Genomic DNA, 26797 nt, shown 5'->3' with positions numbered 1-26797 from the left:
TAGTTCTACGGTAAAAATTATTGCATGCACATGTCAGGCACCCTCCACATCACGCGCGGCGGTACGAGCGTCGTCGTTGACACCTCGACCGCGGGTCTCCCTACCATTCTGTACTGGGGGCCGGCACTCGGGGACACATCGTCCGCCGATCTGGACGCCCTCGCCGCAGCCTCTATTCCGCAGCGGGTATCCGGCAGTATCGACACTCCGGCTCGGCTGACGCTGGTTCCCCTGGAGTCCCACGGTTGGCAGGGCACTCCTGCGTTCACCGGGCATCGCGGCGGCGGCTCGCGGACGCCCGCTTTCCAGGTGACGGAGCTGAAGACCGATGACGCGCAGTTGACCGTTACAGCCAACGACGACGACGCCGGTCTGGCGCTGACCGCGCAGCTCACGCTCACCGCGGCCGGACTCCTTCGCCAGCGGCTTGCGGTGACGAACACCGGCGCCGATGAGTACGAGGTGCGCTCTCTGCTGGCCTTTTTCCCCCTTCCAGCCGGCGCGCAGGAGATCCTCGACCACACCGGCAGGCACCTGCGGGAGCGCTCGCCGCAACGCCACAACCTCACTGCCGGCTCCTACCACCGTGAAAGCCGGCGGGGCCGCCCCGGCGCTGATGCAACTGTGCTCCTGGCTGCCGGGGAGCCGGCGTTCGGCTTTGAACGCGGCCTGGTGCATGCCGTGCACACTGCCTGGAGCGGGAACCACCAGTACATTGTGGAGCAGACCCCGTCCGGCGAGAAGTTCCTCGCCGCTGGCGAACTGCTGCTGCCCCAGGAAATGACTCTCGCTCCCGGGTCCACCTATACCGCGCCCGATGCCTTCGGATCCTGGGGCGAGGGCCTGAACGAGCTGGCATCCCGTTTCCACAGCGAGTTCCGCGGCCGGCCCGAACACCCGGTGCGGCCGCGGCCGGTTACCCTGAACACCTGGGAAGCCGTCTACTTCGACCACAGCCTGGATACCCTGAAGTCGCTCGCGGACAGGGCCGCCCGGGCCGGCATCGAGCGCTATGTGCTCGATGACGGCTGGTTCAGCGGCCGCCGCGATGACACCGCCGGCCTGGGGGACTGGTTCGTCGACGAGTCGGTCTGGCCGAACGGCCTCACCCCGCTCATCGATCACGTGCGCTCCCTCGGGATGGAGTTCGGCCTCTGGTTCGAACCGGAAATGGTGAACCCGGACTCCAAGCTTGCCCGCAACCATCCCGAGTGGATCATCCAGACGCCTGGCCGCGTGCCCGTCGCCGCCCGGCAGCAGCAGGTGCTCAACCTTGCCATCCCCGATGCATACAACTACATCCTTACCTGCATCGACGACATCCTCACAGCGAATGACATTGCCTACATCAAGTGGGACCACAACCGCGACCTCCTGGAGGCAAGCAACGCAACGAGCGGTGCCGCCGTCGTGCACTCCAACGTCGAAGCGGTCTACCGTCTCATGGCTGAACTGAAGGAGCGCCATCCCGGCCTGGAAATCGAGTCCTGCGCCTCAGGAGGCGCGCGGGTCGACATGGGAATCCTGCGCCATACGGACCGCATCTGGACCAGCGACTGCATCGATCCCATCGAACGGCTGGTCAACCAGAAGCACACCGGGCTGCTGGTCCCGCCGGAGCTGATGGGCATGCACGTGGGCGGTCCGCGCTCCCACTCAACCGGGCGCACGCACGCGCTGTCGTTCCGTGCGGCTACGGCGATCTTTGGCCATTTCGGCGTCGAATGGGATATCTCCGGCCTGTCCGACGAGGAACTCGCGCGGCTTGGGAACTGGATTGAACTGCACAAACAGTGGCGGGACGTTCTTCATGCCGGCACCACCGTGCACGCCGATCTCCCAGACCCATCGATGGACCTGCGCGGTGTCGTCGCACAGGATCGGCGCAGTGCTCTGTACGGCTACTCACTCACCGGATCCAGCGCCTCCTACCCACCAGGCAGGATCACCTTCCCGGGCCTGGACCCTACGACCACCTACACGATCACTCCGGCCTCCTTCGACTACACGGACCAGGGTCAATCCGGCCTGGCCTGGGCGGAAGCTGCACGCAACGGCACACCCCTGGCCATGAGCGGCCGGCTTCTGGGCGCACTGGGCGTCCACGCGCCGGTACTTTTCCCCGAGCAGTCCGTTCTCATCGAGGTCCGGGCGCAATCAACGCAAGGCAACACCACACACAAAGGAGAAAATTCGTGAAGCAATTCGCTGCACGAAGGAAACTGGCGGCGGCCTCGTCTGCCGCGGCGCTGGCGGCGCTGACGCTGTCCGGCTGCACTGCCGCCAGTGGGAACGACGACGTCGTCACCCTTGATTTCTTTCAGTTCAAACCTGAGGCGGTGGGCAACTTCGAGGAAATCATCGCTGATTTCGAAGCTGCCAACCCCGGCATCGACGTGGTTCAGAACCACGTTCCGGACGCCGACACGGCGATCCGCACCCTGCTCGTCAAGAACAAGACCCCCGACGTGCTCACGCTCAACGCGAACGGCAACTACGGATTGCTCGCCGAAGCGTGTGTGTTTGCCGACCTTACGGACCTGCCCTCAACGCAGGCGGTTCTTCCAGCGGTACAGGACATCGTGCAGGAACTCGGAAGCTGCAACGGCTCGGAAATCAACGCGCTGCCCTTTGCCAACAACGCGAGCGGAATCATCTACAACAAGGACATCTTCGAGGAGTATGACGCCGAGGTGCCCGGCACCTGGGATGAGCTGATTGCACTCGCCGACATGTTCGAGGCGAACGGCGTTACTCCGTTCTACACGACATTGAAGGACGGCTGGACCGTCAGCCCCGCCTTCGTCAACCTCGGCGGAGCCCTCCAGCCGGAGGGTTTCTATGACGCTCTGCAGCAGGAGGAAACCTCCTTCTCCGCGGAGTACGACGAGGCTATGGAGAAGGTTGCCGAACTGTTCTCCTACGGGCAGGAAAATTCCGCGAGCCGCGACTACAACGCGGGAAACGCCGCATTCGCCAACGGTGAATCGGCCATGTACCTGCAGGGCAGCTACGCCATACCTCCCATTCGTGCAGCGAACCCGGAGGCCAACATCGGCACGTTCCCCTATCCGGCTACCAATGATCCAGAGGATACCGTCGTGGTCTCAGGAGTCGACGTCGGAATCTCGATTGGACGGGACACCGAGCACGCGGAAGAAGCGCGCCGCTTCGTTGAATTCATGATGTCGCCCGAAATCGTCGAACGGTATTCGGAAGCCCAGAGCACCTTCTCACCGCTCGCCGAAAGTCCTTCCAACACCGACCCGGCACTGGAAGGACTGGCTCCCTACTTTGAGTCGGGCCGCATCATCGGATTCATCGACCACCAGATCCCGCCCAGCCTTCCCCTGCCGGCCTACCTCCAGGAATTCGTCCTCAGTGGGAACACCGAGAACTTCCTCGCGAAGATGGACAACGAATGGGACAAGATCGCCGAGCGCACCATCACCCGTGAGGAGGCGCGCTCATGAGCGTTCCCACCCTGGCCCGACCAGCCAAAAAGCTGCCCCGCGCGTTCTACATCATGGTGCTGCCGGCCTTCGTGCTGTTCCTCGTCTTTCACACCGTTCCGGTGCTGACCGGCATCTACTACAGCTTCACCAACTACGCCGGTTACGGTGAGTGGTCATTCATCGGCCTCAGCAACTACATCAATCTGTTCCGTGACGAACGGATCCTGAACGCCTATGGGTTCACCTTCCTGTTCGCAATCGTCTCCACCATCGCGGTCAACATCATCGCGTTGTCGGTAGCCATGGCCCTGAACAGCCGGATCAAGTTCAAGACCGGCTTCCGCGGAATTTTCTTCATCCCGAACATCCTCTCGATCCTGATTGTCGGGTATGTCTTCAACTACCTTTTCTCCAACTCTGTGCCGGCCATTGCCGAGGCCCTCGGTATCAATGCGCTGACCAGCAGCATCCTCGCGAGCGGCGACACGGCGTGGATCGGCGTGGTCATCCTCTCGGTCTGGCAGGCGGCGGCCTTCAATATCATCATCTACCTGGCCGGTCTGCAGACCATCCCGGGTGAGCTCTACGAGGCGGCGTCGCTGGACGGCGCCTCTGCCTGGAAACAGTTCAGCACCATTACCTTCCCGCTTATCGGAGCGTTCTTCACCATCAACATGGTCCTGTCGCTGAAGAATTTCCTTCAGGTCTTCGACCAGATCATTTCCCTCACCGGAGGCGGCCCCGGCACCTCCACCGAGTCGATTTCGGTACTGATCTACCGCGGTGGTTTCCAGGGTGGCGAATACGGTTACCAGACCGCCAACGCAGTGATCTACCTGTTCGTCATCATTGCAATCTCGTTCATCCAGCTGCGCATCCTGCAGCGCAGGGAGGCCTCGTTCTAATGACTGCTACTGCATACTCCGCCGAGCGAAGCGCCCTCAAGAACGACGGACGCGACCGAAGCGCCCATCGCCCCGACCGGCGCCAGATCAACTGGTGGCTAACCGCCCTGGTGGCCGTGCTGTCACTGACGGTGTTCATACCGCTCTACTTCACCGTGGTGACCGCGCTGAAGACTCCGGATCAGCTGGGCGGATCCGGCTTCGGCCTCCCAACCGACCCGGCATGGGGCAACTTCGCCGAAGCCTGGAACCTGACCGACTTCCCGAGGGCGCTTATGAACAGCGCGCTGATCACCGTGGGAGCTGTGCTGCTGACGCTGCTAACCAACTCCATGGTGGCCTATGCGATCGCCCGCAACATGCACCGCAAGCTGTTCAAGGGCCTGTACTTCTACTTCATCGCAGCGCTTTTTGTGCCATTCCCGATCATCATGCTTCCGGTGGTGAAAGAGACCGCACTCTTTGGCCTGGACAACCAGCTCGGTCTGATCCTGCTCTACACCGTGTATGGGCTCTCCTTCAACATCTTCGTGTACGTCGCGTACATCCGTTCCATCCCGATGGAGCTGGAAGAGGCAGCCATTACCGACGGCGCCAGCACCTGGACAGTGTTCTGGAAGGTCATCTTCCCGCTCCTTGGCCCAATGAACGCCACCGTCGGAATCCTCACGTGCCTGTGGGCCTGGAACGATTTCATGCTGCCGCTGGTCATCCTGTCCGACCCGTCGGCGCAGACCCTCCCGCTGGCACAGTTCATCTTCCAGGGCCAGTTCAACACCAACTATTCCGTGGCCTTTGCGTCCTACCTGATGGCCATGGCGCCCCTGCTCCTGGTGTACCTATTCGCTCAGCGATGGGTCATCTCCGGTGTGATGAGAGGATCGACCAAATGAGCACCACCAACCGTCCTGAAACCGAACCCGCCTGGTGGACCGGCGCCGTCGTCTATCAGGTGTACCCCCGCAGCTTCGCGGACTCCAACGGTGACGGGATCGGGGACCTCGGCGGCATCATCAGCAAACTGGACCACCTCGAGGACCTCGGCGTGGACGTGGTGTGGCTTTCCCCGATCTACTCCTCGCCGCAGCACGACAACGGGTATGACATCTCGGATTACCGCCAAATCGACCCAACCTTCGGCACCCTTGAGCAGTTCGACGAGCTCCTTGAGGGGGTACACCGCCGCGGCATGAAGCTGGTGATGGACCTCGTGGTCAACCACACCTCCAGCGAACATCCATGGTTCGTCGAATCCGCGTCGTCGGCCGATAACCCCAAGCGGGACTGGTACTGGTGGCGGGACGCACGCGAGGGCTTCGAACCCGGCGAGAAGGGCGCCGAGCCAAGCAACTGGGGCTCGGCCTTCAGCGGTCCCAGCTGGACACTGGACCCCAGCACCAACCAGTACTACCTGCACCTCTTCGCGCCCGAGCAGCCGGACCTGAACTGGGAGAACGCCCAGGTGCGCCGGGCCGTTTACGACATGATGAACTGGTGGCTCGACCGTGGAGTTGACGGCTTCCGTATGGACGTCATCAACTTCATCTCCAAGGACCCGGCGCTGCCGGACGGTCCCGTGCAGCCAGGGAAGCTCTGGGGAGACGGCTCGCAATACTACGTATCCGGACCGCGGATCCACGACTACCTGCAGGAAATGCACCGCGAGGTGTTTGAAGGCCGGGAAGCCGAGCTCATCACGGTCGGCGAAATGCCCGGAGTCACCATCTATGAAGCGAAGCTTTTCACCGATCCGACCCGCAGGGAAGTCGACATGGTCTTCCAATTCGAGCATGTCGGTCTCGACCACGGACCGGGCGGCAAATGGGACTACAAGGGACTCGACCTGCGCGACCTCAAGACCTCGTGGAACCGCTGGCAGAAAGGTTTGGCCTCGACGGGGTGGAACAGCCTGTACCTGAACAACCACGATCAGCCGCGCCTCGTTTCCAGGTTCGGCAATGACGGCGCCTTCCGGTACGAGTCCGCCACCTGCTGGGCAGCCCTGCTTCATCTGCACCGCGGAACGCCCTACGTCTATCAGGGTGAGGAGATCGGGATGACCAACGCCCCGTTTGAAAGCGTCGAAGATTTCCGGGACATCGAGTCGATCAATCACTTCTACGAGGCAACAGGGCCGCTGGGCCATGAGTCAGACGAGGTGCTGAAGAACCTGCGCATCATGAGCCGGGACAACGCCCGCACACCGGTGCAGTGGACGGCCGGAGAGCAGGCAGGTTTTACGAGCGGAACACCGTGGATCGGCGTTAATCCGAACTATCCAACGGTCAACGCGGACACGGACCGTGCGGCAGGAAAATCTGTGTTTGGCTTTTACCGGCAGCTCATTGAGCTTCGGCACAAGGATGAAACGGTCCGTCTGGGCGACTTCACGATGCTTGCGGAGGACCACCCCACGCTGTACGCATTCACCCGGGCCTATAACGGCGCGTCACTCCTGGTTGTCGGCAACGTCTCCGGCGACACGCTGACCCTGCCGGATGACCCGCACCTGACGGCGTCCGCACGCACCGACGCGCTGGTCCTGGGAAACTATGACGGCCCGTTGACCGCGGATCTCCGACCCTGGGAAGTGCGTATCCTTCGGACTTCCTGACTTCATTTGGCAGGACACGCCCCGAATGCGATGACATAAGGGGTGTGTCCTGCCAACTCAACGCGCGAAAGGCGGAGGGTCAGCGTTCGGCGATCAGGGTTTCCGTGTAGAGGTCGATCAGCCCGGTTACACCGCTGCTGTCCATAGCGCGGCGTTGACGGTCGGCGCCCGTGCCCCGTTCCCAGACGGTCTTCAGGCCGATATTGATCCAGTGGGTATCGCCCGCGTCATCAAGTGCAGTGCCGACGTACTCCAGCAGTCGGTCCATCTGTTCCCGGGCGGGCACCAGCTTTCCGGACAACGGATTGACGACGACGTCTCCCAGGCCCTGGCGCGCTGCCTGCCACTGCGCCGCATCCAGCAGCTCCGCATCCGGGTCGGCGTACGGCAGGCCATTCTGCGCTTCGTTGACCGCAGTGGTGACAAGGCCACGTACCAGGCCGGCGATCAGCACGGAGTCCTGCGCTTCCAGTTGCGCATCCGCGGTGCGCACTTCAAGGGTGGGGTAGCGGTCTGAGAGCCGCGCAACCCAGGTCAGAACCCCCCGGTCGATGATGACTCCGGTGTCCACCAAGCGCTCGATACGGCGTTCGTATTCCGCAGCGTCCGCGAAAATGGGCGGAATGCCCTGGACCGGCCAGCGGCGGTAATGCACGGTACGCCAGCTTGCGAATCCGCTGTCGCGGTCAAGCCAGAACGGAGAGTTGGCGCTCAGTGCAGTGATGACCGGAAGCCAGGGACGGATCCGGTTGAGCGCCTGCACGCCGGTTTCCTTGTCCGGGATCGAGACGTGCACATGAAGCCCGTTGACGAACTGGTCCGCCACAATACCGGGGGCGCTCGACTTCAGTTCGTGGTACCGCTGCTTGTCGGTGAGCTCCGGATAGCCTTCTTCGATGCGCGGAGCCGTTGCTGATCCGCTTGCCCGGACGCCCGACTTCCGCGCAGCCGCTGATAACTGACGGCGAAAGTTCAGGAGCGATTCCTCGGCCTCCGTGAGCGTCTGGCAGACCGGCGTCGCCGTCTCGATCTGGCAGCTCAACAGTTCGCGCTGGATGTCTTCGTTCTTGACTGTGCCACCGGTTTCCAGCAGTGCCTGGACATCGGCGGCGTTGAAGACGGGCAACCCCGATTCGGGATGGAGCAGAAGGTACTCTTCTTCAATTCCCAGCGTGGTCATAGAGCCTCTTTCGATGCGTCGATGGATTGCCCCCAGTGTAGGCAGAGACTTTGGTGCCCCGGCACCGCGGCGTCACACAGCGCCGGTGGCAAGAAGACCCAGCCAGGCTGCTGCCAGACCGCAGCTCACATTCGCGACGACGTGCACGACGGCGGCAATCTTCCTCCTGCCTGCCCACAGTGAGACAGCGGCGACGGTGAACGTGCTGAAAGTGGTCAGCCCACCTGCCAGCCCGGCGGCCAACACCTCATACCAGTGGGCTTCCAGTGCTGAGTTCAGGAGCAAGCCCCAAAGAACACCGATTGTGCCTGATCCCACGGTGTTGACCATTAGCGTTCCGCTGGGAAAGGGGGCCTTGGGCGGCACTGGATGCCGTCGTCGTGCGCGCAGCGTCTCAAACGCGCTGTCGACGGCGAAGCGCAACAGTGCGCCGACCATGCCACCGATACCTACCAGGGCTGCAGTGATCATGCCGTCCGCCTCTGCCCCAGCGCGGTTCCGGCGGCGGCGGACGCCAGGCCAAGCACGAGGGACAGTGCGAGGTACTGAGCCAGGAGGGCAGGTTCGGTCACCGAAACAAGCGAGACGGCCGAAAAGGTGGTGAATGAGCCTAGGAGGCCCGGTCCCAGTCCGGCCTGCACCCACCGGGGCATGTGCGAGTTCGCTGACCAACGTGCTGCCAGCCAGCCGAGCAGGAAACTTCCGCCGATATTGATTGCCAGCGTAGTGAAGGGGAAGATCCCAGCGGATTCCGGAAACAGCACACCGAGCAGGTAACGCGCCTCCGTTCCTCCAAAACCTCCAATAGCGACGGCGGCCCAGATCCTCCAGTCGCTACGTGCGGACAGGCTGTGCGGCTGAGCAGTCATGGCACCAAGCTACAGCCGGCATGTTCTCCCACCGATTCCACCCAGATGGACCGCGCGAGTTCGTCGCCGAAGCTGAAGTCCCGGGGGCCGGCCCCGGTGTCGATGCGCGTCTGCAGGGGACCTCCGAATGGAATGCGTGCCAGCACAGTCACCACCGAACCAAGACCGATGTCTTCGGCCGCCAGGAACCTCAGCAGCTGCGGATCTTCGTCGCTGATCCGGGTAACCCGTCCTGCATGCCCGTCGTCGAAGCTGTCCAAAGGGCGCGCATCCGGGAGGGTGATCGCACCCTCCGGGGTAGGGATCGGATCTCCGTGCGGGTCGGCCGAGGGGAAACCCAGCCGGGCATCCAGTCGGTCAATGAAGGTGTCGGAGACAGTGTGCTCGAGGACCTCGGCCTCGTCGTGAACCTCATCCCAGCGGTAACCCAGGTCCTGGACCAGGAACGTCTCGAGCAACCGGTGCCGCCTCACCATGGCCAGGGCAAGACGTCGGCCTTCAGCGGTGAGCTCAACCGGCCGATAGGGTTTATGGGCGACCAGCCCGAGCTCGGCCAGCTTCCGGATCATTTCGGAGACCGAGGAGTTGGCAACCGACAGCCGCGCTGCCAACCGCGACGATGTCACGGGCTCGGTGCGCCATTCCGAAAGCGAATAAATTGTTTTCACGTAGTCCTGGACGCTGGAGGAATCGCTGCCAGGAGGGTGTGTTCTTGCAGCCATGTCAGGCAGCCTGCCCAACAGGGGAAGCGCCCCGTCGTCGTCGTTTTCGCAGCTGAGCTACGAGGCCGGTTCGCGGAGCCGCGACGTACGCAACGGCGAAGGCGAGCGCCTGGGCAAGCACCACTGATGCTCCGGTAGAGATGTCGAGGTAGTAACTCGCGTAGATGCCGGAGACAGCAGCGGTCGATGTGATCAGGACAGCGAGCACCAGCATGCGGTCGAAACTGCGGGTCAGCAGGAAAGCGGTTGCGCCTGGTGTGATGAGCATTGCCACCACGAGGATGATGCCGACCGCCTGCAGCCCCACCACCACGCTGAGGGCGAGCAATCCCAACAGAAGCGCACCCAGCGCCCTGGTGTTCAACCCGATGACATGCGCATGCGTGCGGTCGAAGGCGAGCAACGTAAGGTCCCGCCTCTTGATCAGCAGGATCACGAGTGTCAGCGTCCCAAGGATCAAGACCTGCCAGAGTTCACCGTCCGTCACCCCGAGGACGTACCGAAGAGGATGTGCATCAGGTCAACCTGTGATGGCGTTCTTGAGATGATTGCCAGGCCCACCGCGAAGAGTGCTGTGAACACCACGCCGATCACCGTGTCGGACTTCAGCTTGGTTGTCGACTTCACGGCACCGATCAGTGCCACGGCTCCCGCTCCGAAGATGAAAGCGCCGATCGAGAACGGGACACCGACGATGTAGGCGATCGCCACCCCGGGCAGTACTGCGTGTGAGACGGCGTCACCCATCAGCGACCAGCCCATCAGAATGAGCCAGCAGGACAATACCGAAGCCACGACGGCGGCCGCCAGGGTAACCAGCAGCGCTCGGGTCAGGAAACCGTACTGCAGCGGCTCGAGGAGAAATGTGACGGGGTCCACTATGCGCCCGGTTCTGTCGAAGTGGCGGCAGCGGTCCCTGCCGGCCCAAACGCCCGCGCCAGGTTGGCATGGGTCAGCACATCATCGGGCGTTCCTTCGGCAAGGATGCGCTGGTGCAGCAGGATCGCCCGGTCACACAGCTGGGGGAGGCCCGCGAGATCGTGGGTGGACACCAGAATGGTTCGCCCTTCATCTTTCAGATCGTGAAGGAGTTCGACGATTGTGGCCTCGCTGGTCTTGTCCACTCCAGCGAACGGCTCATCAAGTAGAAGGAGCTGGGCGTTCTGGGCAATTCCCCGCGCAACGAAAGCACGTTTTCTCTGGCCGCCGGAAAGTTCCCCTACCTGCCTGTTCCGCAGTTGCGTGAGGCCCACCCGTTCCAGCGCCTCATCCACCGCGGCACGATCCGCACGCGTTGGGTGCCGCAGTGGACCCATATGCGCGTACCGACCCATCATGACGACATCTCCAACAGACACCGGGAAGTTCCAGTCCACGTCTTCGGACTGCGGCACATACGCCACGAGCTTGCCCTTCCGGGCCGCCGTGGACGTCAGGCCGAAGAGCGAGAGGGATCCCTGCTGGGCGGTGACGAGCCCCATCAGGCACTTGAACAGTGTTGATTTACCTGAGCCGTTCACGCCGATCAGACCGCACACCTGCGCACGGTGCAGCCTGAAGCTCACATCGTCGACGGCGGTAACCTCCCCGTAGGAAACGCTTAAACCCTCGACGGCGATTGCCGGTTCAGTAGTGGTGGTCAGGGTCATGAGGCCAGTCCTTCGACGATGATGTTGATGTCATGCCGCAGCAGGTCGAGGAACGTGGGAACCGGTCCGGCCGTTTCCGATAGCGAGTCCACGTAGAGTGGGCCGGCCAACTCGGCGCCTGTGCTGCGTGCAACCTGCTGCTGGGCAGAGGGATTCACTGTGGATTCGCAGAAGACAGTCGGCACATCGTGTTTCTCGACGAACGCGATGACGTCCTTGATCTGCCGCGGGGTGCCTTCGCTGTCTGAGTTGACCGGCCAGATGAACGCCTCTTCCAGACCAGCGTCCCGCGCGAGATAGGAGAACGCTCCTTCACAGGTGACAAGAGCGGGCGTTGCCGAGCTCGCTCCGAACGCAGCCTGCAGCTCGGTCAGGAGAATCTGGAGTTCCTGCTTCAACGCGGCGCCGTTCGCTGCGTACTCACGGGAGTTGGCCGGATCCAAATCCGAGAGCGCTGCGCTGATGTTGTCGACATAGATTTGCGCGGCCTTGGGGGACATCCATGCATGGGGGTTGGGCAGGCCCTGGTAATCGCCGGAGCGGATGTCAACCGGCTCAACGCCCTCGGAAAGAACCACGTGCGGCGCGTCGACGGACAGCACGAAACGCTCAAACCAGCGCTCCAGGCCGAGACCGTTGTCGAGGATCAGGTCAGCATCCTGCGCCCTGACAAGATCGGAGGGCGTCGGCTCATAGCCGTGAATTTCGGTTCCCACCTTGGTGATAGATTCGACCCGGATATGGTCACCGGCGACTGTCCTGGTGAGGTCCGCGAGGACCGAGAATGTTGTCAGCACGACGGGGCGGGGATCCGCGTGAGCTGCGGTGCGTGCAGTCGATGGTATGCCGCATCCGGAGATCACTGTCAGGCAAAGAATGAGGCACGCCGCAATCCAGAATTTCGGCATACCTAAATTTACCGCAGCAGCGATGGGACCGCCAGCAATGCGCTCGGAGCCTGCCCGTCACCCTCGACAGCGACGCGCCCCACGGTGCATGGTGGCAACATGGCTTACTACGTTGAATACACCGTGCCGGCTACTGATGATGAACGGATCGAGATTCCGGTCAGCGACCAGGAATCCGGCTATACGGTTCCGCTCAGTGAAACTGATGCACCCGTGGTGCATGCGAAGGACCTTCCGATCCGAAGCGGCGTTTTCGGCTCCTCCTTTGATGAGGCCCGAAGAGCGGCCGAGGAAATCATCGGGCACAGCAAAGCCTCCCGGGCGAAGCTGTATGAAGATGGCGACAACTCCAATCGGGTCGGTGCCGGCAAACTCATCGCGGAATACACGGAAGGCGATGGCTGGAGCGGGCATTAAGCCGCAAGAGGCATGCAGGATCAGCAATCGGAAAGGTGCCGGAGATGACCGAAGAATCACAGTACGAGGAAGAGCCGCGGGAGCATACCGAGCAACCGGCGGAAGGGGACCGGTCCAGGAACCCTGCGGACACCGGAATCCACTCCCAGGACCCGGCGGAGGGCGCCGATTCCGGGCCTGACACGTCCGGGAACTCCGGGCAGGACTAAGAGCGGGCAGAACTAAAGGCGGGTGGCCCGCCAGCAGTAGGTCAGGTACGGCAATTGGATCACGGCGCCTGATTCGTGCCCGAGGTAGTCGTGGAGGTACCAGAGCAGGTTCGCCTCGACTTTGGCGCGGACGCTTGCGGATGCGTTCTGATAGTAGCTGCGGGACCGGGCGAGTTCCACGATGTCCGCAACCGGAAGGGACTGCGTCCAGGCGACTACCTTCGGCTCCGGCTTCGAGAACCACGATCCGAGCGAGGGCCGATAGTCCGGCCGGAAAACGTCACCCGCATGCATGATGCGTGAGAGCCGGTGTACCCACGGCGAACTTACGTCCAGCTGGTTCCAGACAAGGCCTAAAACCCCTCCGGAAACGAGGATGCGCGCTGCTTCCGCGCTCGTCTCGGCAGGATCACACCAGTGCCATGCCTGGGCAAGAGTGACGAGGTCAAAGCTGGCAGTTGGGAGTCCGGAGGCTTCCGCTGTACCAAGGACACAGTCAACTCCCGGAAGGTGCTCCGTGAGCACCGAGAGCATGTCCTGGGACGGGTCCACCGCCGTGACCTGCGGGCAGCGCTGGACGAGCTCACGGGTGAACTTCCCGGTGCCGGCGCCGACGTCGGCTGCCCGCCGTGCCCGGGGCGGGATCAGCCACTCCACGCACTCGAGCGGGTACCCCGGACGGACGCGCTCATAGCGCTCGCCGTCCTGCAGGTAGCCTCGCGCCAATTCACGACGGCGATGCTCCGCGAGGCGTGGACCTCCAGTGCCCATGGCGGCAGCTCCTGATGAGTTGGGTAGGGGACCCATCAATTAGATCATCCCGGCTGGTGGCATCCCGGTCAGGAGCCGCTCTCGGCATGCTCAGGGAGCATGCATTGTCAGTCGGTTGTGCAGGGAGCTGCGCCGGCCGTTCCAGGAGTGTGCGGAGCCCAGTCAGGGAAGGCACGGGTTTCGACGGCGGGTACCCAGCGCCCGGTATCAACCACATAGTCGGCGCCCAGGCCATCGCGAAGGAGCGAGGTGAGGCCGGTCAGCAGCCGGTCGACGTCATCCTGCCTCGAACCGAGCCCGAAACTTGCCCTCAGCGATCCCGAAGGCAAGCCAAGGCGCTTCAGCAGCGGATGGGCGCAGAACTTCCCATCACGTAAGCCCACGCCGTGCTCGGCGGACAGGTAGGCGGCGACAAGACCGGCGTCGTAACCGTGAACTGAGAAATTCACTACGCCGATTGCGTCGGCGCTGTCCGAGAAGATGCGGTGAACGGTGATGCCGGGAAGATGCGAAAGTCCCGCCACAAGCGCCTGCCGCAGATCGGACTCGTGCCTCAGCCAGTCCTCCCCGTCCAGGCCTGCGATGACCTCCGTTGCGTGCGCCAACGCCGCTGCACCAAGGACATTCGGGGAACCGCCCTCGTGACGGGCAGGTCCGGTTGTCCACACGACCGAATCCACCTTCACCGCTTTCACCGCGCCGCCGCCGGCAAGGTGCGGAACTCCCGCGTCGAGCCAGTCGGTCCTGCCCACAAGGGCACCTGCTCCGAATGGCGCATACAGCTTGTGGCCGGAGAACGCTACGTAGTCAATGCCGTCACGCACCAGGTTGATCCGTCGGTGGGGTGCGAGCTGCGCTGCATCAACGGCAATTCGCGCGCCGTGGGCGTGCGCGGCAGCCGCTAACCGGGCAACCGGCAGCACCTCTCCGGTCACGTTCGAGGCACCGGTGACAGCGAGAAGGCTGATCGTGCCGGAGGACAGTTCCTCCTCCACAGCAGCGAGCGTTGCCTCAATCGTGTCACAGGCGACGATTCCGCGATGCGGGCGCCGCAGCCAGGGCAGGAGGTTGGCGTGGTGTTCAAGATCGAGGTACAGGACCTCGCCGTCCTCCGGTAGGCAGCCGGCCAGCAGGTTCAGCGCATCGGTGGTGTTGCGGGTGAAAATAACTGCATCATCTTCCCGCCCCCCGACGAACGTCCGCACCGTTGTGCGCGCATTCTCGTAGAGGGACGTCGAAATCTGTGACGCGTACCCTGCGCCCCGATGCACGCTGGCGTAGTAGGGCAACACGCCTTGCACGTAGTCATTGACCTGCTGCAGCGCCGGCGTTGATGCCGCGTAGTCCAGGTTCACGTAACGGGCCGTGGTGCCATCAATCAGCGGTGCCTGCAGTTCAGCGCCAAGTACGGCAGCCAGCGGCGCAGCGGACAGTTCCAGGTGATCAAGAATCGCATTGCTCAAGGGAAACCCCACAGTGGTCTTTTGGGACCCGCCGAGGGAGGTCCCGCGCTTGCCGAACCACATCCGGTCCGGCCTGGTCGTCACCCGGGGCACCCCACCGCGGAAGGAGGGTTGCCGGCCAGCAAACCGGGGTTTAGCGCTGGCACTCGTGACCTAGGAGTCCAGAATAGGACAGCCCGGACTTATCCGCCTGCTTTGTTACGCAACAGTCCTCAGGTTCCCGTTCCTTCCTGCAGCAAGTCGTCAAGTGACGGGTTGAGCATCTTCAGAACGTCGTTGTGCAGTGTGCTGTTGGTTGCCAGGGCGTTGCCGCCGAACGGCCCATCTGCCCCTTCGAGAGAGGTGAACCGGCCTCCGGCCTCCGTGACTATCGGTACCAGCGCTGCCATGTCGTACAGATTGAGCTCCGGTTCGCAAGCGATGTCCACGGCACCCTCAGCAACAAGGCAGTAGGACCAGAAATCGCCGTAGGCTCGTGTGCGCCAAACGGAGTCGGTGAGGGACACGAACTCATCGAGGTTGCCGCGTTCCTTCCACCCGGACAGGCTGGAGTAGGAGAGGGATGCATCTTCGAGGCGGGACACGCTCGAAACGCGCAGCCGGGTTGCGGCGGCCAGTGATTTGCCGGTGAACGCACCCGTTCCGGTAGCGGCCCACCAGCGTTTCCCCAGGGCGGGTGCGCTGACGACCCCGACGACGGGGCGCCCCTCATCCACGAGCGCAATGAGCGTGGCCCACACGGGTACGCCGCGCACGAAGTTCTTCGTGCCGTCGATCGGGTCGATGATCCACCGCCGGGAGCCGGCGCCGCTGCTTCCGAATTCTTCACCGAGCACGGCATCGCGCGGACGAGCGCGCGAGAGCTGCCCGCGGATTGCCTCTTCAGCTGACTTGTCGGCATCGGTCACGGGTGTGAAGTCAGGCTTGGTTTCAACCGCCAGATCCAGCGCCTTGAACCTGGACATGGTCTGGTCGTCCACGGAGTCGGCCATTACATGGGCAAGGCGGAGGTCATCGTTGTAGCTCTGGAGGTTCATACCCTTCAACCTATCTCGTCAGGACGGGCAGATGCGGGAGGCCTGGGAGGGGACGCGCTCGGCGTCAAATGAGACCGATCGGCGCAAGCTGGATCCTTAAACACAAGAAGGGACATCGGCGTTGAGCCGATGTCCCTTCTCTGTAAGCGCTAAGGCTTAAAGACTTGAGACTTAGAGAACGGAGATGTTCTCAGCCTGGGGGCCCTTGGGGCCCTGGGTGGTCTCGAAGCTGACCTTCTGGTTCTCCTCGAGCGAGCGGAAGCCGCCGGAGTTGATTGCGGAGAAGTGAGCGAAGACGTCAGCGCCACCGTCGTCAGGAGCGATGAATCCAAAGCCCTTTTCAGCGTTGAACCACTTGACTGTACCTGTTGCCATTTTTTTATTCCTTGAGTGTGAGGATCCCCCCGTACTTCGGGGTTCCCGTCGCGGTGTTCATTTCGCCTGCAAAAAAAGCTTTCGAACTCCGGAGAGAAATCAAGGCTTAACATTCGTGCGCAACACAACAACTACGTCCACTCTAGCAGGCAATCGGCGGTAAGTCGCATCCGCTATTGCAGACCCAGTTCCTTCCCGCTCTGCGCCGGCTCGATTCCCGCATCCAGAAGCCGGCGAAGGGACGCAAGACGCACGGGCCCTGACTCGCCGGCGGCTCCGGCCGCAACCCAGCCGTCCAGCCCGCAGTTGACGGCCGCGCCGTCGTGCCGGCACCCGCGTGCGCATTCGTCGGTTCCGGGTGCGAGGTCCGGGAAGGCAGCGAGGATGCGGTCGGCGTCGACATGGGCAAGGCCAAAGGAACGGATGCCGGGCGTGTCGATAATCCAGGTACCCGGTGCTGAGTCTGCAGCTTTCAGCGCATAGGCGGACGACGACGTATGCCGTCCGCGTCCAGTCACGGCGTTCACGCCGCCCGTGGCGCGATTGGCACCAGTGAGTGCGTTCACCAGCGTCGACTTGCCCACTCCGGAGTGACCGAGCAGAACGCTTACCTGACCATCCAAAAGAGCTTTCAGCTGAGCGACCGCACCGGGGGCAAGGAGGGCGGATGCTCCGCTGTCGGAGGTCGTTTCCACCGCGTCCGGCGTGGATGCGGTCTGGCTCGTGATGATGTGCAGGTCGAGGTGCTCATAGTTGGCCAACAGCTCTGACGGGCTTTTCAGGTCAGCCTTGGTGACGCAGAGCAGCGGCTGGATGCCGGCGTCGTACGCGGCCACCAGTGCGCGGTCAATGAATCCGGTACGGGGCTCCGGGTTCGCCGCCGCCACGACGATTACCAGCTGGTCCGCGTTGGCGACCACCGCACGCTCCACCGGATCAGTGTCATCAGCGCTCCGGCGCAGGAGGGTATGCCGTTCCTGGATGCGGACCAGCCGCGCTAGCGTATCCGGTTCCCCGCTCACGTCGCCCACCAGGGCCACGAGGTCTCCGGCCACGACGGGGGAGCGACGCAGCTCACGTGCGCGGGCGGCAATGACAACGCGTTCGGCGTCGGTGTCCTCATCCACCACGGCGGTATACCGTCCGCGGTCGACCGTGATGATACGGCCGGTCACGGCGTCTTCGTGGGCCGGGCGGTCCTTCGTACGGGGACGGGAACCCTTCTTGTTCGGTCGGATCCGGACGTCCGACTCGTCCCAGGAGGAGGTTCCACGCCGTGATCCGGCCGGCGTCACCGCGAACCGCTTGGCTTAGCGGTGGCTGCCATCGCCTCCCACAACTGGGGAAACTGGGGCATGGTCTTGCCGGTTGTCGCGATGTTCTCAACGTCCACGCCGTCAACTGCCAGGCCGAGAATCGCCCCCGCTGTGGCCATGCGGTGGTCCTCGTACGTATGGAACGGGCCGCCGTGCAACGCGGCAGGGCGGATGATTATTCCGTCGTCGGTCTCTTCGGCATCCCCGCCCAGGCGCGTGATCTCTGCGACGAGTGCAGCGAGCCGGTCCGTTTCGTGTCCGCGCAGATGTCCGATTCCTGTCAGCACGGACGCCGTCCGTGCCAGAGCGCACAGCGCAGCAACGGTCGGGGCGAGCTCGCTGGTGTCCGCCAGTTCTGCGCCCGTGATTGTTCCGGTTCCGCGCACAACCAGCGTGGAATCCTCTGTGAGTGCAACGTCGGCGCCCAACTGGGGCAGGATGGTGCGCCACTTCTGACCCACCTGGGTGGTTTCCGCGGGCCAGTGCGGTATGCGGACCGTACCGCCGGTCGCCAGTGCCGCTGCCAGGAAAGGCCCGGCGTTGGACAAATCCGGCTCGATGCGCACGTCGAAAGCGCTGATTCTTCCGGGTGCCACCCGCCAGTGGTTCGGCACCGAATCGTCAACCTCGACGCCCACGTCCCGTAGTACGCGAACCGTCATGGCGATGTGGTCCAGGCTCGGAACCGGCTTGCCGACATGTTCCAGGTGCAGCCCGTCGGTGAACCGCGCACCCACGAGCAGCAGCGCGGACACGAACTGGGACGAAGCGCTTGCGTCAATGACAAGCCGGCCGCCCCTGACTACGCTGCCACCGGCGACTGTGAAAGGCAGGGCACCTTGGCCGCTGTCGTCACTGTCATCCTGGACTTTCACGCCGAGGCCCCGCAGTGCACGGATGACAGCACCCATCGGACGCCGGCGGGCGTGCGGATCGCCATCGAAGGAGGTTCGCCCTGACCGGAGCGCGGCCAGAGGCGGAACGAAGCGCATGACCGTGCCCGCCAGTCCGCAGTCCACGCTCGCATCACCCGACGCGCCCGCCGGAATGGGAGTAACGAGGAGATCGGGCCCGAACGTGCCGTCGCCGTCGACCTCCTCCACCCGCGCGCCGAGAGATTCCAGCGCGTCCACCATGAGCTGCGCGTCCCTTGAATGCAACGGACCGCGAAGCCTGCTCGGCCCGTCGGCGAGGGCAGCCAGGATGAGGTACCGGTTGGTCAGCGACTTCGACGCAGGCACTTCGACCGTTGCATCCACGGGTCCCTGTGGATGTGGTGCGCGCCAGAAGGACGTTGAGGAGGGTGCGGGGGACAGCGCGCTCATGCTCCTTAGCTACCCGTGACTTCCGACGCCGTCTTGCGGACAGCCTTTTCCGCCTTCTTGATGCTCTTGCGGGTGTCATGGCTCAGGGCCAGTGCATTACGGCGCGCGTCCTCGGCGAAGTGCTCTGCCCGCCAGGCCCAGCTCGGGCGTCCGTTGGTGTCCACGGCCGCAAGCAGTACGGCGCCGATCAGGGAGAGGTTCTTCAAAAGCTGATTACGCCGGTCCTTTCGTGCCTTGGACGTGGACGAGTCCGCGTTGTTGAACTCGACGACGGCGTTCAAGGTCGATGTGCCGACCAGAACGGCCGCGGAAAGCCGCGAGAAGCGGCCGATTCCCAGCAGGACGGCAGCACAGAGATGCGCGGCGCCAAGAACCCTCGCAACACGCTGTTCGTTGCTGGTCGCCGATGCTGCTGCCGGCACTGCCTTGCTGATGCGGTCAAGGGTAGGACGAAGGGCGGTAGCAGCGGCGTCGGTGTTCCGAAGCCGGTCAACGCCCGTAAGGACGAAGCTGCTGGCAAGCAATGGGCGGGCGAGTACGCGAACAAGGGTCACAATGCCTCCTGGCTTCCAGCACCGTTGGGGCACCGGATCTACTTATGCGAACAAAGTCAGTTACAACCGTGGATGGATGTGTCTAGTTTTGCACCTTTGACGCACCTAGGCGATCCGGCCTCGGCCCTGGCGCCGGAATATCCGCTTCTTCCCGATGGTTGTGGATAGTTGACATGCACTAAACGGATACGAGGAGCAGATGGGTACAGCAACATCGGTACGAAGCCGCACGCCGAGCATTCGCCTCGACCCACCGGTCGGTCCCAAGCAGCGCCGCCAGACCCGCGGACGCGTAGACTTTGCAGCAATGAATACCACAGCCGCGGCGGGGTCCACCCCGGCCGAAGATGAGGAACTGGACCTGTCCACCGAGTCCGTTGCAGAGCGGACGGCGCGGTTCGAACGGGACGCCATGCAGTATGTGGACCAGCTGTATTCGGCCGCGATGCGAATGGCGCGTAATCCTGCCGACGCGGAAGACCTCGTGCAGGAGGCTTACACCAAAGCATTCTCCGCCTTCCACCAGTACAAGCCGGGAACCAATCTGAAGGCCTGGCTGTACCGGATCCTCACCAACACCTACATCAACCTGTACCGAAAGCGGCAGCGGGAGCCCCTGCAGTCACACTCGGACACCATCGAGGACTGGCAGCTCGCCAAGGCAGCGGAACATACCTCCCTGGGTTTGCGGTCAGCTGAGGTTGAAGCGCTCGATCACCTGCCCGACTCCGATGTGAAGCAGGCGTTGCAAGCCATTCCGGAGGAGTTCCGGCTGGCGGTCTACTTCTCGGACGTCGAGGGCTTCGCATACAAGGAAATCTCGGAAATCATGAACACCCCCATCGGCACCGTGATGTCGCGGCTGCACCGCGGACGCAAGCTGCTGCGCGAGCTGCTGTCCGAGTACGCGCATGAGCGCGGCATGGGTAGTTCGGCACGCGCCTCCGCCGTTGACGGTGGAACTACACAGGAGAACGGAAAATGAGCGACTGCCATAGCCTTGGCAACTGCGACGACACGCGCATCGAGCGGCTGTATGAGTACCTCGACGGCGCCCTTTCGCATGCCGATCTGGTCGAGATCAAGGATCACCTTGAGGATTGCCCGGAATGCGCCCAGGAGCATGACCTGGAGTGCCTGATCCGTTCGGTGGTGAAGCGCTCATGCACAGAGGTCGCACCGGCGAAGCTGAAGGCGAACATCCTCGATCGCATCAGCCAGATAAAGACAGTGGATCATTAGGCTCGTTCACCGGATCCAGTGATGAAAACAGGAGAACCCCCGTACATGTACGGGGGTTCTCCTGTTTGCTTTGACCGAGATGTCAGGTGTTGGGGCGCTTACCGTGGTTAGCGCCGCCGCGCTTGCGATCACGGCGCTTGCGTGCACGCTTGCTCATGGCTGCCTCCTTACGTTGCCTGTTGTGGCTCTTGCCGATTGACCACATGGGTCCGGACTGCCCTCCAGTCTCCCATACGCAAGGGGCGCCAGCCTAACGGGCGGCAGGCCGGGTACGCCATGCCCTTGACGAACCCGTGCCTAGGATGGAGCGAAAGCACCCACACTTACCATCGAGCGAAGGAGCGCGGTATGCGCGCAGTGTACGCGGAGTCGATGTCCCCTCAATCAGCGCTGGACGGTTTGCGGGTGGGCGACCTTCCCGAGCCCGATGCTCCGGCGGGTTTTCGCCGGGTCCGGGTACGCGCTTCAGCCCTGAACCACCACGATCTGTGGTCGCTGCGCGGGGTTGGCCTGAGCCGAGACAAACTGCCCATGATCCTCGGTTGTGACGGCGCCGGTGTGGACGACGACGGCAACGAGGTCCTCGTGCACAGTGTGGTTTCCTCGCCGCGCTGGGAGGGGGATGAAACCCTGGATCCCCGCCGCTCACTGCTTTCGGAACACTATCCGGGCACGATGGCTGACTACGTATGGGTGCCGGAGCGGAATCTCGTGCCCAAGCCGGCAGGCCTCAGTTTCGAGGAAGCAGCCTGCCTGCCGACCTCCTGGCTGACTGCTTACCGGATGCTTTTCACCACCTCGCCTGCGGCTCCGGGCTCCACCGTCCTTGTCCAGGGAGCCGGGGGAGGCGTCTCCACCGCACTCATCCGGCTTGCCAGCGCGGCCGGATACCGGGTATGGGTGACGAGCCGCAGCGAGGAAAAGCGCCAGCAGGCTAGAGAATTAGGAGCGCAGGAAGCGTTCGACGCCGGTGCCCGGCTTACGGAGCGGGTGGACGTCGTTTTCGATTCAGTTGGCGAAGCGACCTGGGCGCACTCGCTGAAGGCGCTCAAGCCGGGGGGAGCTGTTGTGACCTGCGGCGCGACCAGCGGCCCCGCTCCGTCAGCCGACTTGAACCGTGTCTTTTTCCTGCAGTTGAAGGTGCTCGGTTCCACCATGGGGACCCGGGACGAGTTGCAGCGTCTGGCGCAGTTCCTGTCCGTCACCGGCGTGCGCCCGAAGATCGACTCGGTGCATCGGCTCGAGAATGCGAGGACCGGGTTCGAACGAATGGCCGATGGGGCGGTGTTCGGCAAGGTGGTCTTCGATCACGGCCACTGATTCGATCAGGAGGTACATGACCGGACGCGCCGCCTGTATCAGGTGCGGGCGGCGCGTCCAACCGGTTCGGCTGGGTTCGGGATACCGCTAGCCGGCGGCGCCGGCTCCGAGAAGCGCAAGGCGCTGGTTCCGCCGGATTGCTTGTTCGTCCGGATCCGGCACCGGTGCAGCAGCGAGCAGCTTGCGCGTGTAGGCCGCCTGGGGGTGCAGGAGAACCTGCTCGGTCGATCCCTGTTCAACCATATGGCCCTCGCGGAGGACGGCGATATGGCTTGCCAACAGTTCCACAACGGCAAGGTCATGGCTGACGAACAGGCAGGCGAAGCCCTGCTCCCGCTGCAGCTCCTGCAGCAGGGCAAGAACCTTTGACTGAACCGATACGTCCAGAGCCGACGTCGGCTCATCCGCCACCAGCAGTGATGGCCGCAGGGAAAGCGCTCTTGCGATGCCGACTCTTTGCCTTTGGCCTCCGCTCAACTCATGGGGATACCGGTTGCGGAAATGCACCGGAAGGTGAACGTCCTCGAGTAGCGCTTCAACCCGCTTGTTCAGAGCAGTCCGTGAAAGTTTTTCGTGCAGGTAGAGGGGCTCGCCGATGCTGTCTCCGATGGATAGCCGCGGGTTCAACGAGGCCGCTGGATCCTGGAAGACGATAGCGAATTTCTTGCGGAGGGGGAGCAGCTGCCGCGTTGTGAGGCGCGTGATGTCAGTGCCCGCAATACTGACCCGGCCGGCGCTTGTCTTCAGCAGGCCGGTCACCGCGCGCGCAATGGTCGATTTGCCGGAACCGGATTCACCGACCAGTCCCATCACCTCGCCCGGGTTGATGGTGAAGGAGACGTCGTGCACCACCTTCGTCGGCGGATGCCGGAAACGGCCGGGGTAAGCGATGTCCACGTTGGCAAGCTCCAGGGCAGGAACGGTGCCGGCATCATGGTGCTCCTGCCTGCGCAGGCGGTCTGTCTCGGCGTAGCGTTCGTGGATCTGCAGTGCACCGTCCACAACTTCCACGTCGACCAGGACCCCGCCTACCCTGGAGCCAAGGTGCGGCACCGCGTCCAACAATCTCCGCGTGTACGGCTCGCGAGGTGAGGCGAACAGCGCCTTGGCGGGCGCTGTTTCGACGATCTTCCCCTGCTCCATCACCACAACCCTGTCCGCAAGGTCCGCCACCACTCCCATGTCGTGGGTGATCAGCAGGACTGCGCTATTGAGTCGCCTGTTCAGTTTGCGCAGCAGCTCGAGAACCTCCGCCTGGACGGTCACGTCCAGGGCTGTGGTTGGCTCGTCGGCGATCAACAGGATCGGATCATTGGCGAGGGCGATGGCTATCATCGCGCGCTGGCGTTGTCCGCCCGAGAACTGGTGCGGGAAGGATTCGTAACGTTGTTCCGGATCCGGGATTTCCACCATGCGCAGCAGTTCGACGGCACGTTCTTTTGCCCGCGCGGGGGATGCCTCTGTGTGCTGCTCGATCACTTCCTTGATCTGTTCACCGACCGTCAGCACCGGATTCAACGCCGTCATCGGCTCCTGGAAAATCATCGCGATGTCGTTGCCCCGGATTTTCCGAAGCTTCGACTGGGAGGCACCGATCAGTTCCTGTCCGAGAAGCCTGGCGCTACCCGTGGAACGTCCGTTCCGGGGGAGCAGGCCGAGCAGGGCCATGGAAGACATGGACTTACCCGAGCCCGACTCGCCCACAATCGCGAGAATTTCTCCGGGGTGGATGTCATAGGAAACGCCCTCGGCAGCCATCATCCATGTGTTCTCGACATTGAAATCAACGCCGAGGTCCTTCACCGTGAGGATCGGTTCGTCAGCCAGGCGGGTTTCGTCGGTGAACGTCTGGGGGTACTTGTTCATAGTCATTGCTTCACCCTTGTCTGTTTGGGATCGAAGGCATCGCGCAGCCCGTCGCCGATGAAGTTCACGGCGAGGGCGATGGCCACGATGAAGACTCCCGGCCACAGGAAAAGCCAGGGCCTGGTGGTCAACGCAGACCGGTTGTCATTGATGGCCTTGCCCAGGGAGGTGTCCGGAGCCTTCACTCCCAGACCAAGGAAGCTCAGGGCCGTCTCGAGGAGAATGGCACCGGAGATGGCCAGGGTCGCGGAAACGATGATGACTCCGACAGTGTTCGGCAGAATGTGCCGCACAATGATCCTCGCGGATTTCGCTCCCACGGATTTGGCCGATTCCACGAATTCCTTCTCCCGGAGGGAGAGGAACTCACCGCGTACGATGCGCGCAAGTCCGGTCCAACTGATTAGTCCGAGGAACACGGCGAAAGGGATGATCCCGCTTCTTGCGACGATCCCTGCCATGACCGCTGCGATCACGAGAGTGGGGATGGTAATGACGACGTCGGTGAAACGCATCAGGACAGCTTCGGTCCAGCCCCGGAAGTATCCGGCCACTGCGCCGATCAGGGTACCGATGGCGGTGCCGACCATTCCCACGATGAAAGCGATGATCAGCGAGGTTTGGATGCCGCGCATGGTCAGCGCGAAGTAATCCCGCCCGAGGACGTCCTGCCCGAAGGGGTGCTCGCCCAGGCTGAACGGCCAGAGGGACAGGGTGGGTTTGCCCTCGTTGAACCGGTCGGCGAGGACGTCGTACTCCTTGTCCCACCAGCCAGGTATGCCGGCGAACCCAATCGATGAGAACGCGAGGATGATGATCAGCGCAAGCAACGCCATCCCGGCGAGAGCGCCGCGATGATGGAAGAAGCGCTCACGGATCAGCCGTCCCTGGCTTTTGGCCTCGGTGTTTCTGGGGGCACTGCCGGCACCCGAATTTCTGGCTTGATCGACTTGGTCCAGGGTGGGACCGGAGGTGGAGATCTCCGTGTCCTGGGTCTGCAGGTTGCGTTCCGCCAGTTCGAGCCTGGCCCGCGAGTCAGAGTTTGTGTGCTTGTCCATGAAGTGTCCTAGCTCAGCGTGATGCGTGGGTCGAGGAAGGCATACGCGATATCTGCCAGCATGTTGAACAGCACCGCGGCGGATCCCACAACAATGAAGAAGGCCATGACGGGTGCAGGGTCCACGTTGCCGATCGCATCGACGAACATCTTCCCCATCCCGTTCCACCCGAACACCGTTTCCGTAATGACCGCGCCGCCCAGCACACCCGCGAAGTCAAAGGCCATCAGAGTGGTGATGGGGATCATGGCGTTTCGGAATGCGTGCTTGACCAGCACGGTGCGCTCGCTCAAGCCCTTCGCCCGGGCCGTGCGGATGTAGTCCTGATTCATCACATCCAACTGGCTTGCCCGTGTGTACCGGGTGTAGGTCGCGAAGGAGATCAGCGTCAGTGCCATGGTGGGCAGCAGCAGGTGCAGTGCGTAGTCCAGGTTGATGACCCAGAAATTGCCCGCCAGATTGACCGACTCGGATCCGGTGGTGGGAATCGGTCTGCCCCCTGCCTTGGCGGACAGGGTTGGATAAGCCTGCAGCATCCGGTCTGCGACAACCAGCAATCCGATGCTCACGCCCACGACGACGGAGATTCGGCGCGCCTGCCCGGCATACGGGCCGCCTACTATCGTGCCCACAGCAAGCGACACCAGGATGGTGGTGACCAGCAAGGCTAAAACGATTAGCCAGTTCGGGTCTGTCATCAGCGGTGCAGTGGCAAGGTAGCCGACGTACCCGGCTGCCGCCGTCGCAAGCGCGGCATAGGTGATCCGCCGTCGTCGGAAACCGGCAAGAAGAGCCACCCAGCCCAGCGCTACCGCCGCTGAGGCGACCAGGATACCGATGGGTCCAAGGGCGGGATTGATGAACCAGTCGGTGACGAGCAGCACGAACAGGGTCACCGACGTAGCGATCGCGGCAGTGCCGAAGACCGTCAGCCGGCGACGGCGGTCGCCGCCGATGACCACCGACCAGATCAACCCCGCTACCAGCCCAAAGCCGGCGATGGCCAGATAGGACAACTGCGGATTCGCCAACCAGGTGTTCAGGTCAATCGCGACGTATTGTTTCAGCAGCGTGGAAAGCCAGAACAGTGGCAGTGAGAACAGCACAAAGGCGATGAAGGTGACGGAGTAGTCGAACGTGCTGTACTGGCGCAACGCTGTGACGATGCCGACAAGCACTCCGAGGAACAGCGCCACCACGGTGGCAACGATCACCAGACGGAACGTTGAACCGATCGCATTCTCCAGTTGCGGAAGAACGGCATTGCCGACGCGGTCCGTGCCGAGGGTGCACTGCACTCCTCCCGGCACAATGCAGTAACCAACCTCCTGCAGCCAGAGCAGGTAGCGCATCAACGGCGGCTGGTCGAGGTTCAGTGCGGCCGTGCGGGCGGCAACAATAGCGGCCTTCTCCGGTCCGCTGGTCTCTCCAAGGTCTTCAAAGGGATCCCCGGAGGAAATAGTGAGGAAGTACATCAGCGTGGTCGCTGCAAACATGATGAAGAACGAGATCACCGTTCTTTTGGCAATGAAGTAGAACACC

At 63.0% G+C, this 26797-nt stretch carries 26 protein-coding genes, 1 pseudogene and 1 riboswitch; of the genes and pseudogenes, 10 read left to right on the top strand and 17 right to left on the bottom strand.

What is annotated here, in order from left to right; all coding sequences use genetic code 11:
- Positions 1 to 30: 30 nt before the first annotated feature.
- From Q0877_RS07485 to Q0877_RS07465, 5 genes are read left to right on the top strand one after another with little or no spacing between them, the layout of a single operon-like run.
- The gene (locus Q0877_RS07485) at positions 31 to 2199 is read left to right on the top strand and encodes an alpha-galactosidase (protein WP_299166765.1); all 2169 of its coding nucleotides are present in this window, start codon (positions 31 to 33) and stop codon (positions 2197 to 2199) included.
- The gene (locus Q0877_RS07480) at positions 2196 to 3473 is read left to right on the top strand and encodes an ABC transporter substrate-binding protein (protein WP_299166764.1); all 1278 of its coding nucleotides are present in this window, start codon (positions 2196 to 2198) and stop codon (positions 3471 to 3473) included. Before Q0877_RS07485 ends, Q0877_RS07480 begins: the two co-directional genes overlap by 4 nt.
- Positions 3470 to 4360, top strand: a complete 891-nt coding sequence (locus tag Q0877_RS07475; RefSeq protein WP_299166763.1) for a carbohydrate ABC transporter permease — start codon at positions 3470 to 3472, stop codon at positions 4358 to 4360. Before Q0877_RS07480 ends, Q0877_RS07475 begins: the two co-directional genes overlap by 4 nt.
- Positions 4360 to 5253, top strand: a complete 894-nt coding sequence (locus Q0877_RS07470; RefSeq protein WP_299166762.1) for a carbohydrate ABC transporter permease — start codon at positions 4360 to 4362, stop codon at positions 5251 to 5253. Before Q0877_RS07475 ends, Q0877_RS07470 begins: the two co-directional genes overlap by 1 nt.
- Positions 5250 to 6974 carry an alpha-glucosidase gene (locus tag Q0877_RS07465; protein ID WP_299166761.1) on the top strand — a complete coding sequence of 575 codons (1725 nt, stop codon included), beginning with the start codon at positions 5250 to 5252 and terminating at the stop codon, positions 6972 to 6974. Before Q0877_RS07470 ends, Q0877_RS07465 begins: the two co-directional genes overlap by 4 nt.
- Before the next feature lie 79 nt (positions 6975 to 7053).
- Here Q0877_RS07465 and Q0877_RS07460 read toward each other — a convergent pair whose 3' ends face one another.
- The 7 genes and pseudogenes from Q0877_RS07460 to Q0877_RS07430 all read right to left on the bottom strand — a co-directional run bounded on the left by Q0877_RS07460 (position 7054) and on the right by Q0877_RS07430 (position 12302).
- The gene (locus tag Q0877_RS07460; RefSeq protein ID WP_299166760.1) at positions 7054 to 8154 is read right to left on the bottom strand and encodes a glutamate--cysteine ligase; all 1101 of its coding nucleotides are present in this window, start codon (positions 8152 to 8154) and stop codon (positions 7054 to 7056) included.
- 72 nt (positions 8155 to 8226) lie between these two features.
- Positions 8227 to 8625 carry a CrcB family protein gene (locus Q0877_RS07455; protein ID WP_299166759.1) on the bottom strand — a complete coding sequence of 133 codons (399 nt, stop codon included), beginning with the start codon at positions 8623 to 8625 and terminating at the stop codon, positions 8227 to 8229.
- Positions 8622 to 9023 carry a CrcB family protein gene (locus tag Q0877_RS07450; RefSeq protein WP_299166757.1) on the bottom strand — a complete coding sequence of 134 codons (402 nt, stop codon included), beginning with the start codon at positions 9021 to 9023 and terminating at the stop codon, positions 8622 to 8624. The genes Q0877_RS07455 and Q0877_RS07450 overlap by 4 nt, the downstream gene beginning before the upstream one ends.
- Positions 9020 to 9745, bottom strand: coding sequence for a metal-dependent transcriptional regulator (locus tag Q0877_RS07445; protein WP_299166755.1), 726 nt, complete (start codon positions 9743 to 9745; stop codon positions 9020 to 9022). The genes Q0877_RS07450 and Q0877_RS07445 overlap by 4 nt, the downstream gene beginning before the upstream one ends.
- A gap of 1 nt (position 9746) precedes the next feature.
- Positions 9747 to 10624 (bottom strand): annotated as a pseudogene (locus Q0877_RS07440) (metal ABC transporter permease).
- A complete protein-coding gene (locus Q0877_RS07435; RefSeq protein WP_299166754.1) occupies positions 10624 to 11394 on the bottom strand; it encodes a metal ABC transporter ATP-binding protein in 771 nt (256 codons plus the stop codon). The pseudogene Q0877_RS07440 and the gene Q0877_RS07435 overlap by 1 nt, the downstream one beginning before the upstream one ends.
- Positions 11391 to 12302, bottom strand: coding sequence for a metal ABC transporter substrate-binding protein (locus tag Q0877_RS07430; protein ID WP_299166753.1), 912 nt, complete (start codon positions 12300 to 12302; stop codon positions 11391 to 11393). Before Q0877_RS07430 ends, Q0877_RS07435 begins: the two co-directional genes overlap by 4 nt.
- 99 nt (positions 12303 to 12401) lie before the next feature.
- Between Q0877_RS07430 and Q0877_RS07425 the strand changes: the two genes are divergently transcribed.
- Together Q0877_RS07425 and Q0877_RS07420 are read left to right on the top strand one after the other, a co-directional pair.
- Positions 12402 to 12719: a hypothetical protein gene (locus Q0877_RS07425; RefSeq protein WP_299166752.1), complete on the top strand. Its 318-nt coding sequence runs from the start codon at positions 12402 to 12404 to the stop codon at positions 12717 to 12719.
- Between the two features lie 44 nt (positions 12720 to 12763).
- Complete coding sequence (locus Q0877_RS07420) at positions 12764 to 12928, top strand: hypothetical protein (RefSeq protein WP_299166751.1); 165 nt, start codon at positions 12764 to 12766, stop codon at positions 12926 to 12928.
- Between the two features lie 12 nt (positions 12929 to 12940).
- Here the strand turns inward: Q0877_RS07420 and Q0877_RS07415 are convergent, their stop codons facing one another.
- The 7 genes from Q0877_RS07415 to Q0877_RS07385 all read right to left on the bottom strand — a co-directional run bounded on the left by Q0877_RS07415 (position 12941) and on the right by Q0877_RS07385 (position 19769).
- Entirely contained in the window at positions 12941 to 13699 is a 759-nt protein-coding gene (locus tag Q0877_RS07415; protein ID WP_299166750.1) for a class I SAM-dependent methyltransferase, read from the bottom strand.
- Positions 13700 to 13806: 107 nt separating this feature from the next.
- Positions 13807 to 15246 carry an aminotransferase class V-fold PLP-dependent enzyme gene (locus Q0877_RS07410; RefSeq protein WP_299166749.1) on the bottom strand — a complete coding sequence of 480 codons (1440 nt, stop codon included), beginning with the start codon at positions 15244 to 15246 and terminating at the stop codon, positions 13807 to 13809.
- A riboswitch (SAM riboswitch) is annotated at positions 15203 to 15316 on the bottom strand. Its footprint overlaps the gene before it by 44 nt.
- A gap of 58 nt (positions 15317 to 15374) precedes the next feature.
- Entirely contained in the window at positions 15375 to 16199 is an 825-nt protein-coding gene (gene hisN / locus Q0877_RS07405; RefSeq protein WP_299166748.1) for a histidinol-phosphatase, read from the bottom strand.
- Positions 16200 to 16370: 171 nt separating this feature from the next.
- Complete coding sequence (locus Q0877_RS07400) at positions 16371 to 16574, bottom strand: cold-shock protein (protein WP_026545912.1); 204 nt, start codon at positions 16572 to 16574, stop codon at positions 16371 to 16373.
- Between the two features lie 173 nt (positions 16575 to 16747).
- On the bottom strand, positions 16748 to 17869 hold the full coding sequence (rsgA, locus tag Q0877_RS07395) for a ribosome small subunit-dependent GTPase A (RefSeq protein ID WP_299166747.1): 1122 nt from the start codon (positions 17867 to 17869) through the stop codon (positions 16748 to 16750).
- On the bottom strand, positions 17866 to 19215 hold the full coding sequence (aroA, locus tag Q0877_RS07390; protein ID WP_299166746.1) for a 3-phosphoshikimate 1-carboxyvinyltransferase: 1350 nt from the start codon (positions 19213 to 19215) through the stop codon (positions 17866 to 17868). The genes rsgA and aroA overlap by 4 nt, the downstream gene beginning before the upstream one ends.
- 5 nt (positions 19216 to 19220) lie before the next feature.
- The gene (locus Q0877_RS07385) at positions 19221 to 19769 is read right to left on the bottom strand and encodes a DoxX family protein (protein ID WP_299166745.1); all 549 of its coding nucleotides are present in this window, start codon (positions 19767 to 19769) and stop codon (positions 19221 to 19223) included.
- A gap of 307 nt (positions 19770 to 20076) precedes the next feature.
- Here Q0877_RS07385 and Q0877_RS07380 point away from each other — a divergent pair, with 307 nt between their 5' ends.
- From Q0877_RS07380 to Q0877_RS07370, 3 genes are all read left to right on the top strand, one after another.
- Positions 20077 to 20754 (top strand): sigma-70 family RNA polymerase sigma factor, encoded by a 678-nt coding sequence (locus tag Q0877_RS07380; RefSeq protein ID WP_299166792.1) that lies wholly within the window; start codon positions 20077 to 20079, stop codon positions 20752 to 20754.
- Entirely contained in the window at positions 20751 to 21011 is a 261-nt protein-coding gene (gene rsrA, locus Q0877_RS07375) for a mycothiol system anti-sigma-R factor (RefSeq protein ID WP_299166744.1), read from the top strand. Before Q0877_RS07380 ends, rsrA begins: the two co-directional genes overlap by 4 nt.
- 348 nt (positions 21012 to 21359) lie before the next feature.
- Positions 21360 to 22331, top strand: a complete 972-nt coding sequence (locus Q0877_RS07370) for a zinc-binding dehydrogenase (RefSeq protein ID WP_299166743.1) — start codon at positions 21360 to 21362, stop codon at positions 22329 to 22331.
- 87 nt (positions 22332 to 22418) lie between these two features.
- On the opposite strand, the gene Q0877_RS07365 is transcribed toward Q0877_RS07370, so the two are convergent.
- Genes Q0877_RS07365 through Q0877_RS07355 form a run of 3 tightly spaced genes read right to left on the bottom strand, consistent with a single transcriptional unit; the run spans position 22419 to position 26796 of the window.
- On the bottom strand, positions 22419 to 24203 hold the full coding sequence (locus Q0877_RS07365) for an ABC transporter ATP-binding protein (RefSeq protein WP_299166742.1): 1785 nt from the start codon (positions 24201 to 24203) through the stop codon (positions 22419 to 22421).
- Complete coding sequence (locus tag Q0877_RS07360) at positions 24200 to 25255, bottom strand: ABC transporter permease (protein ID WP_299166741.1); 1056 nt, start codon at positions 25253 to 25255, stop codon at positions 24200 to 24202. The genes Q0877_RS07365 and Q0877_RS07360 overlap by 4 nt, the downstream gene beginning before the upstream one ends.
- 8 nt (positions 25256 to 25263) lie before the next feature.
- Complete coding sequence (locus Q0877_RS07355) at positions 25264 to 26796, bottom strand: ABC transporter permease (RefSeq protein WP_299166740.1); 1533 nt, start codon at positions 26794 to 26796, stop codon at positions 25264 to 25266.
- Position 26797: the final 1 nt, after the last annotated feature.

The sequence above is a fragment of the uncultured Arthrobacter sp. genome (genome assembly GCF_947495145.1).
Classification (GTDB): Bacteria; Actinomycetota; Actinomycetes; order Actinomycetales; family Micrococcaceae; genus Arthrobacter_D.
This window is presented reverse-complemented; position numbering and strand designations above follow the sequence as displayed.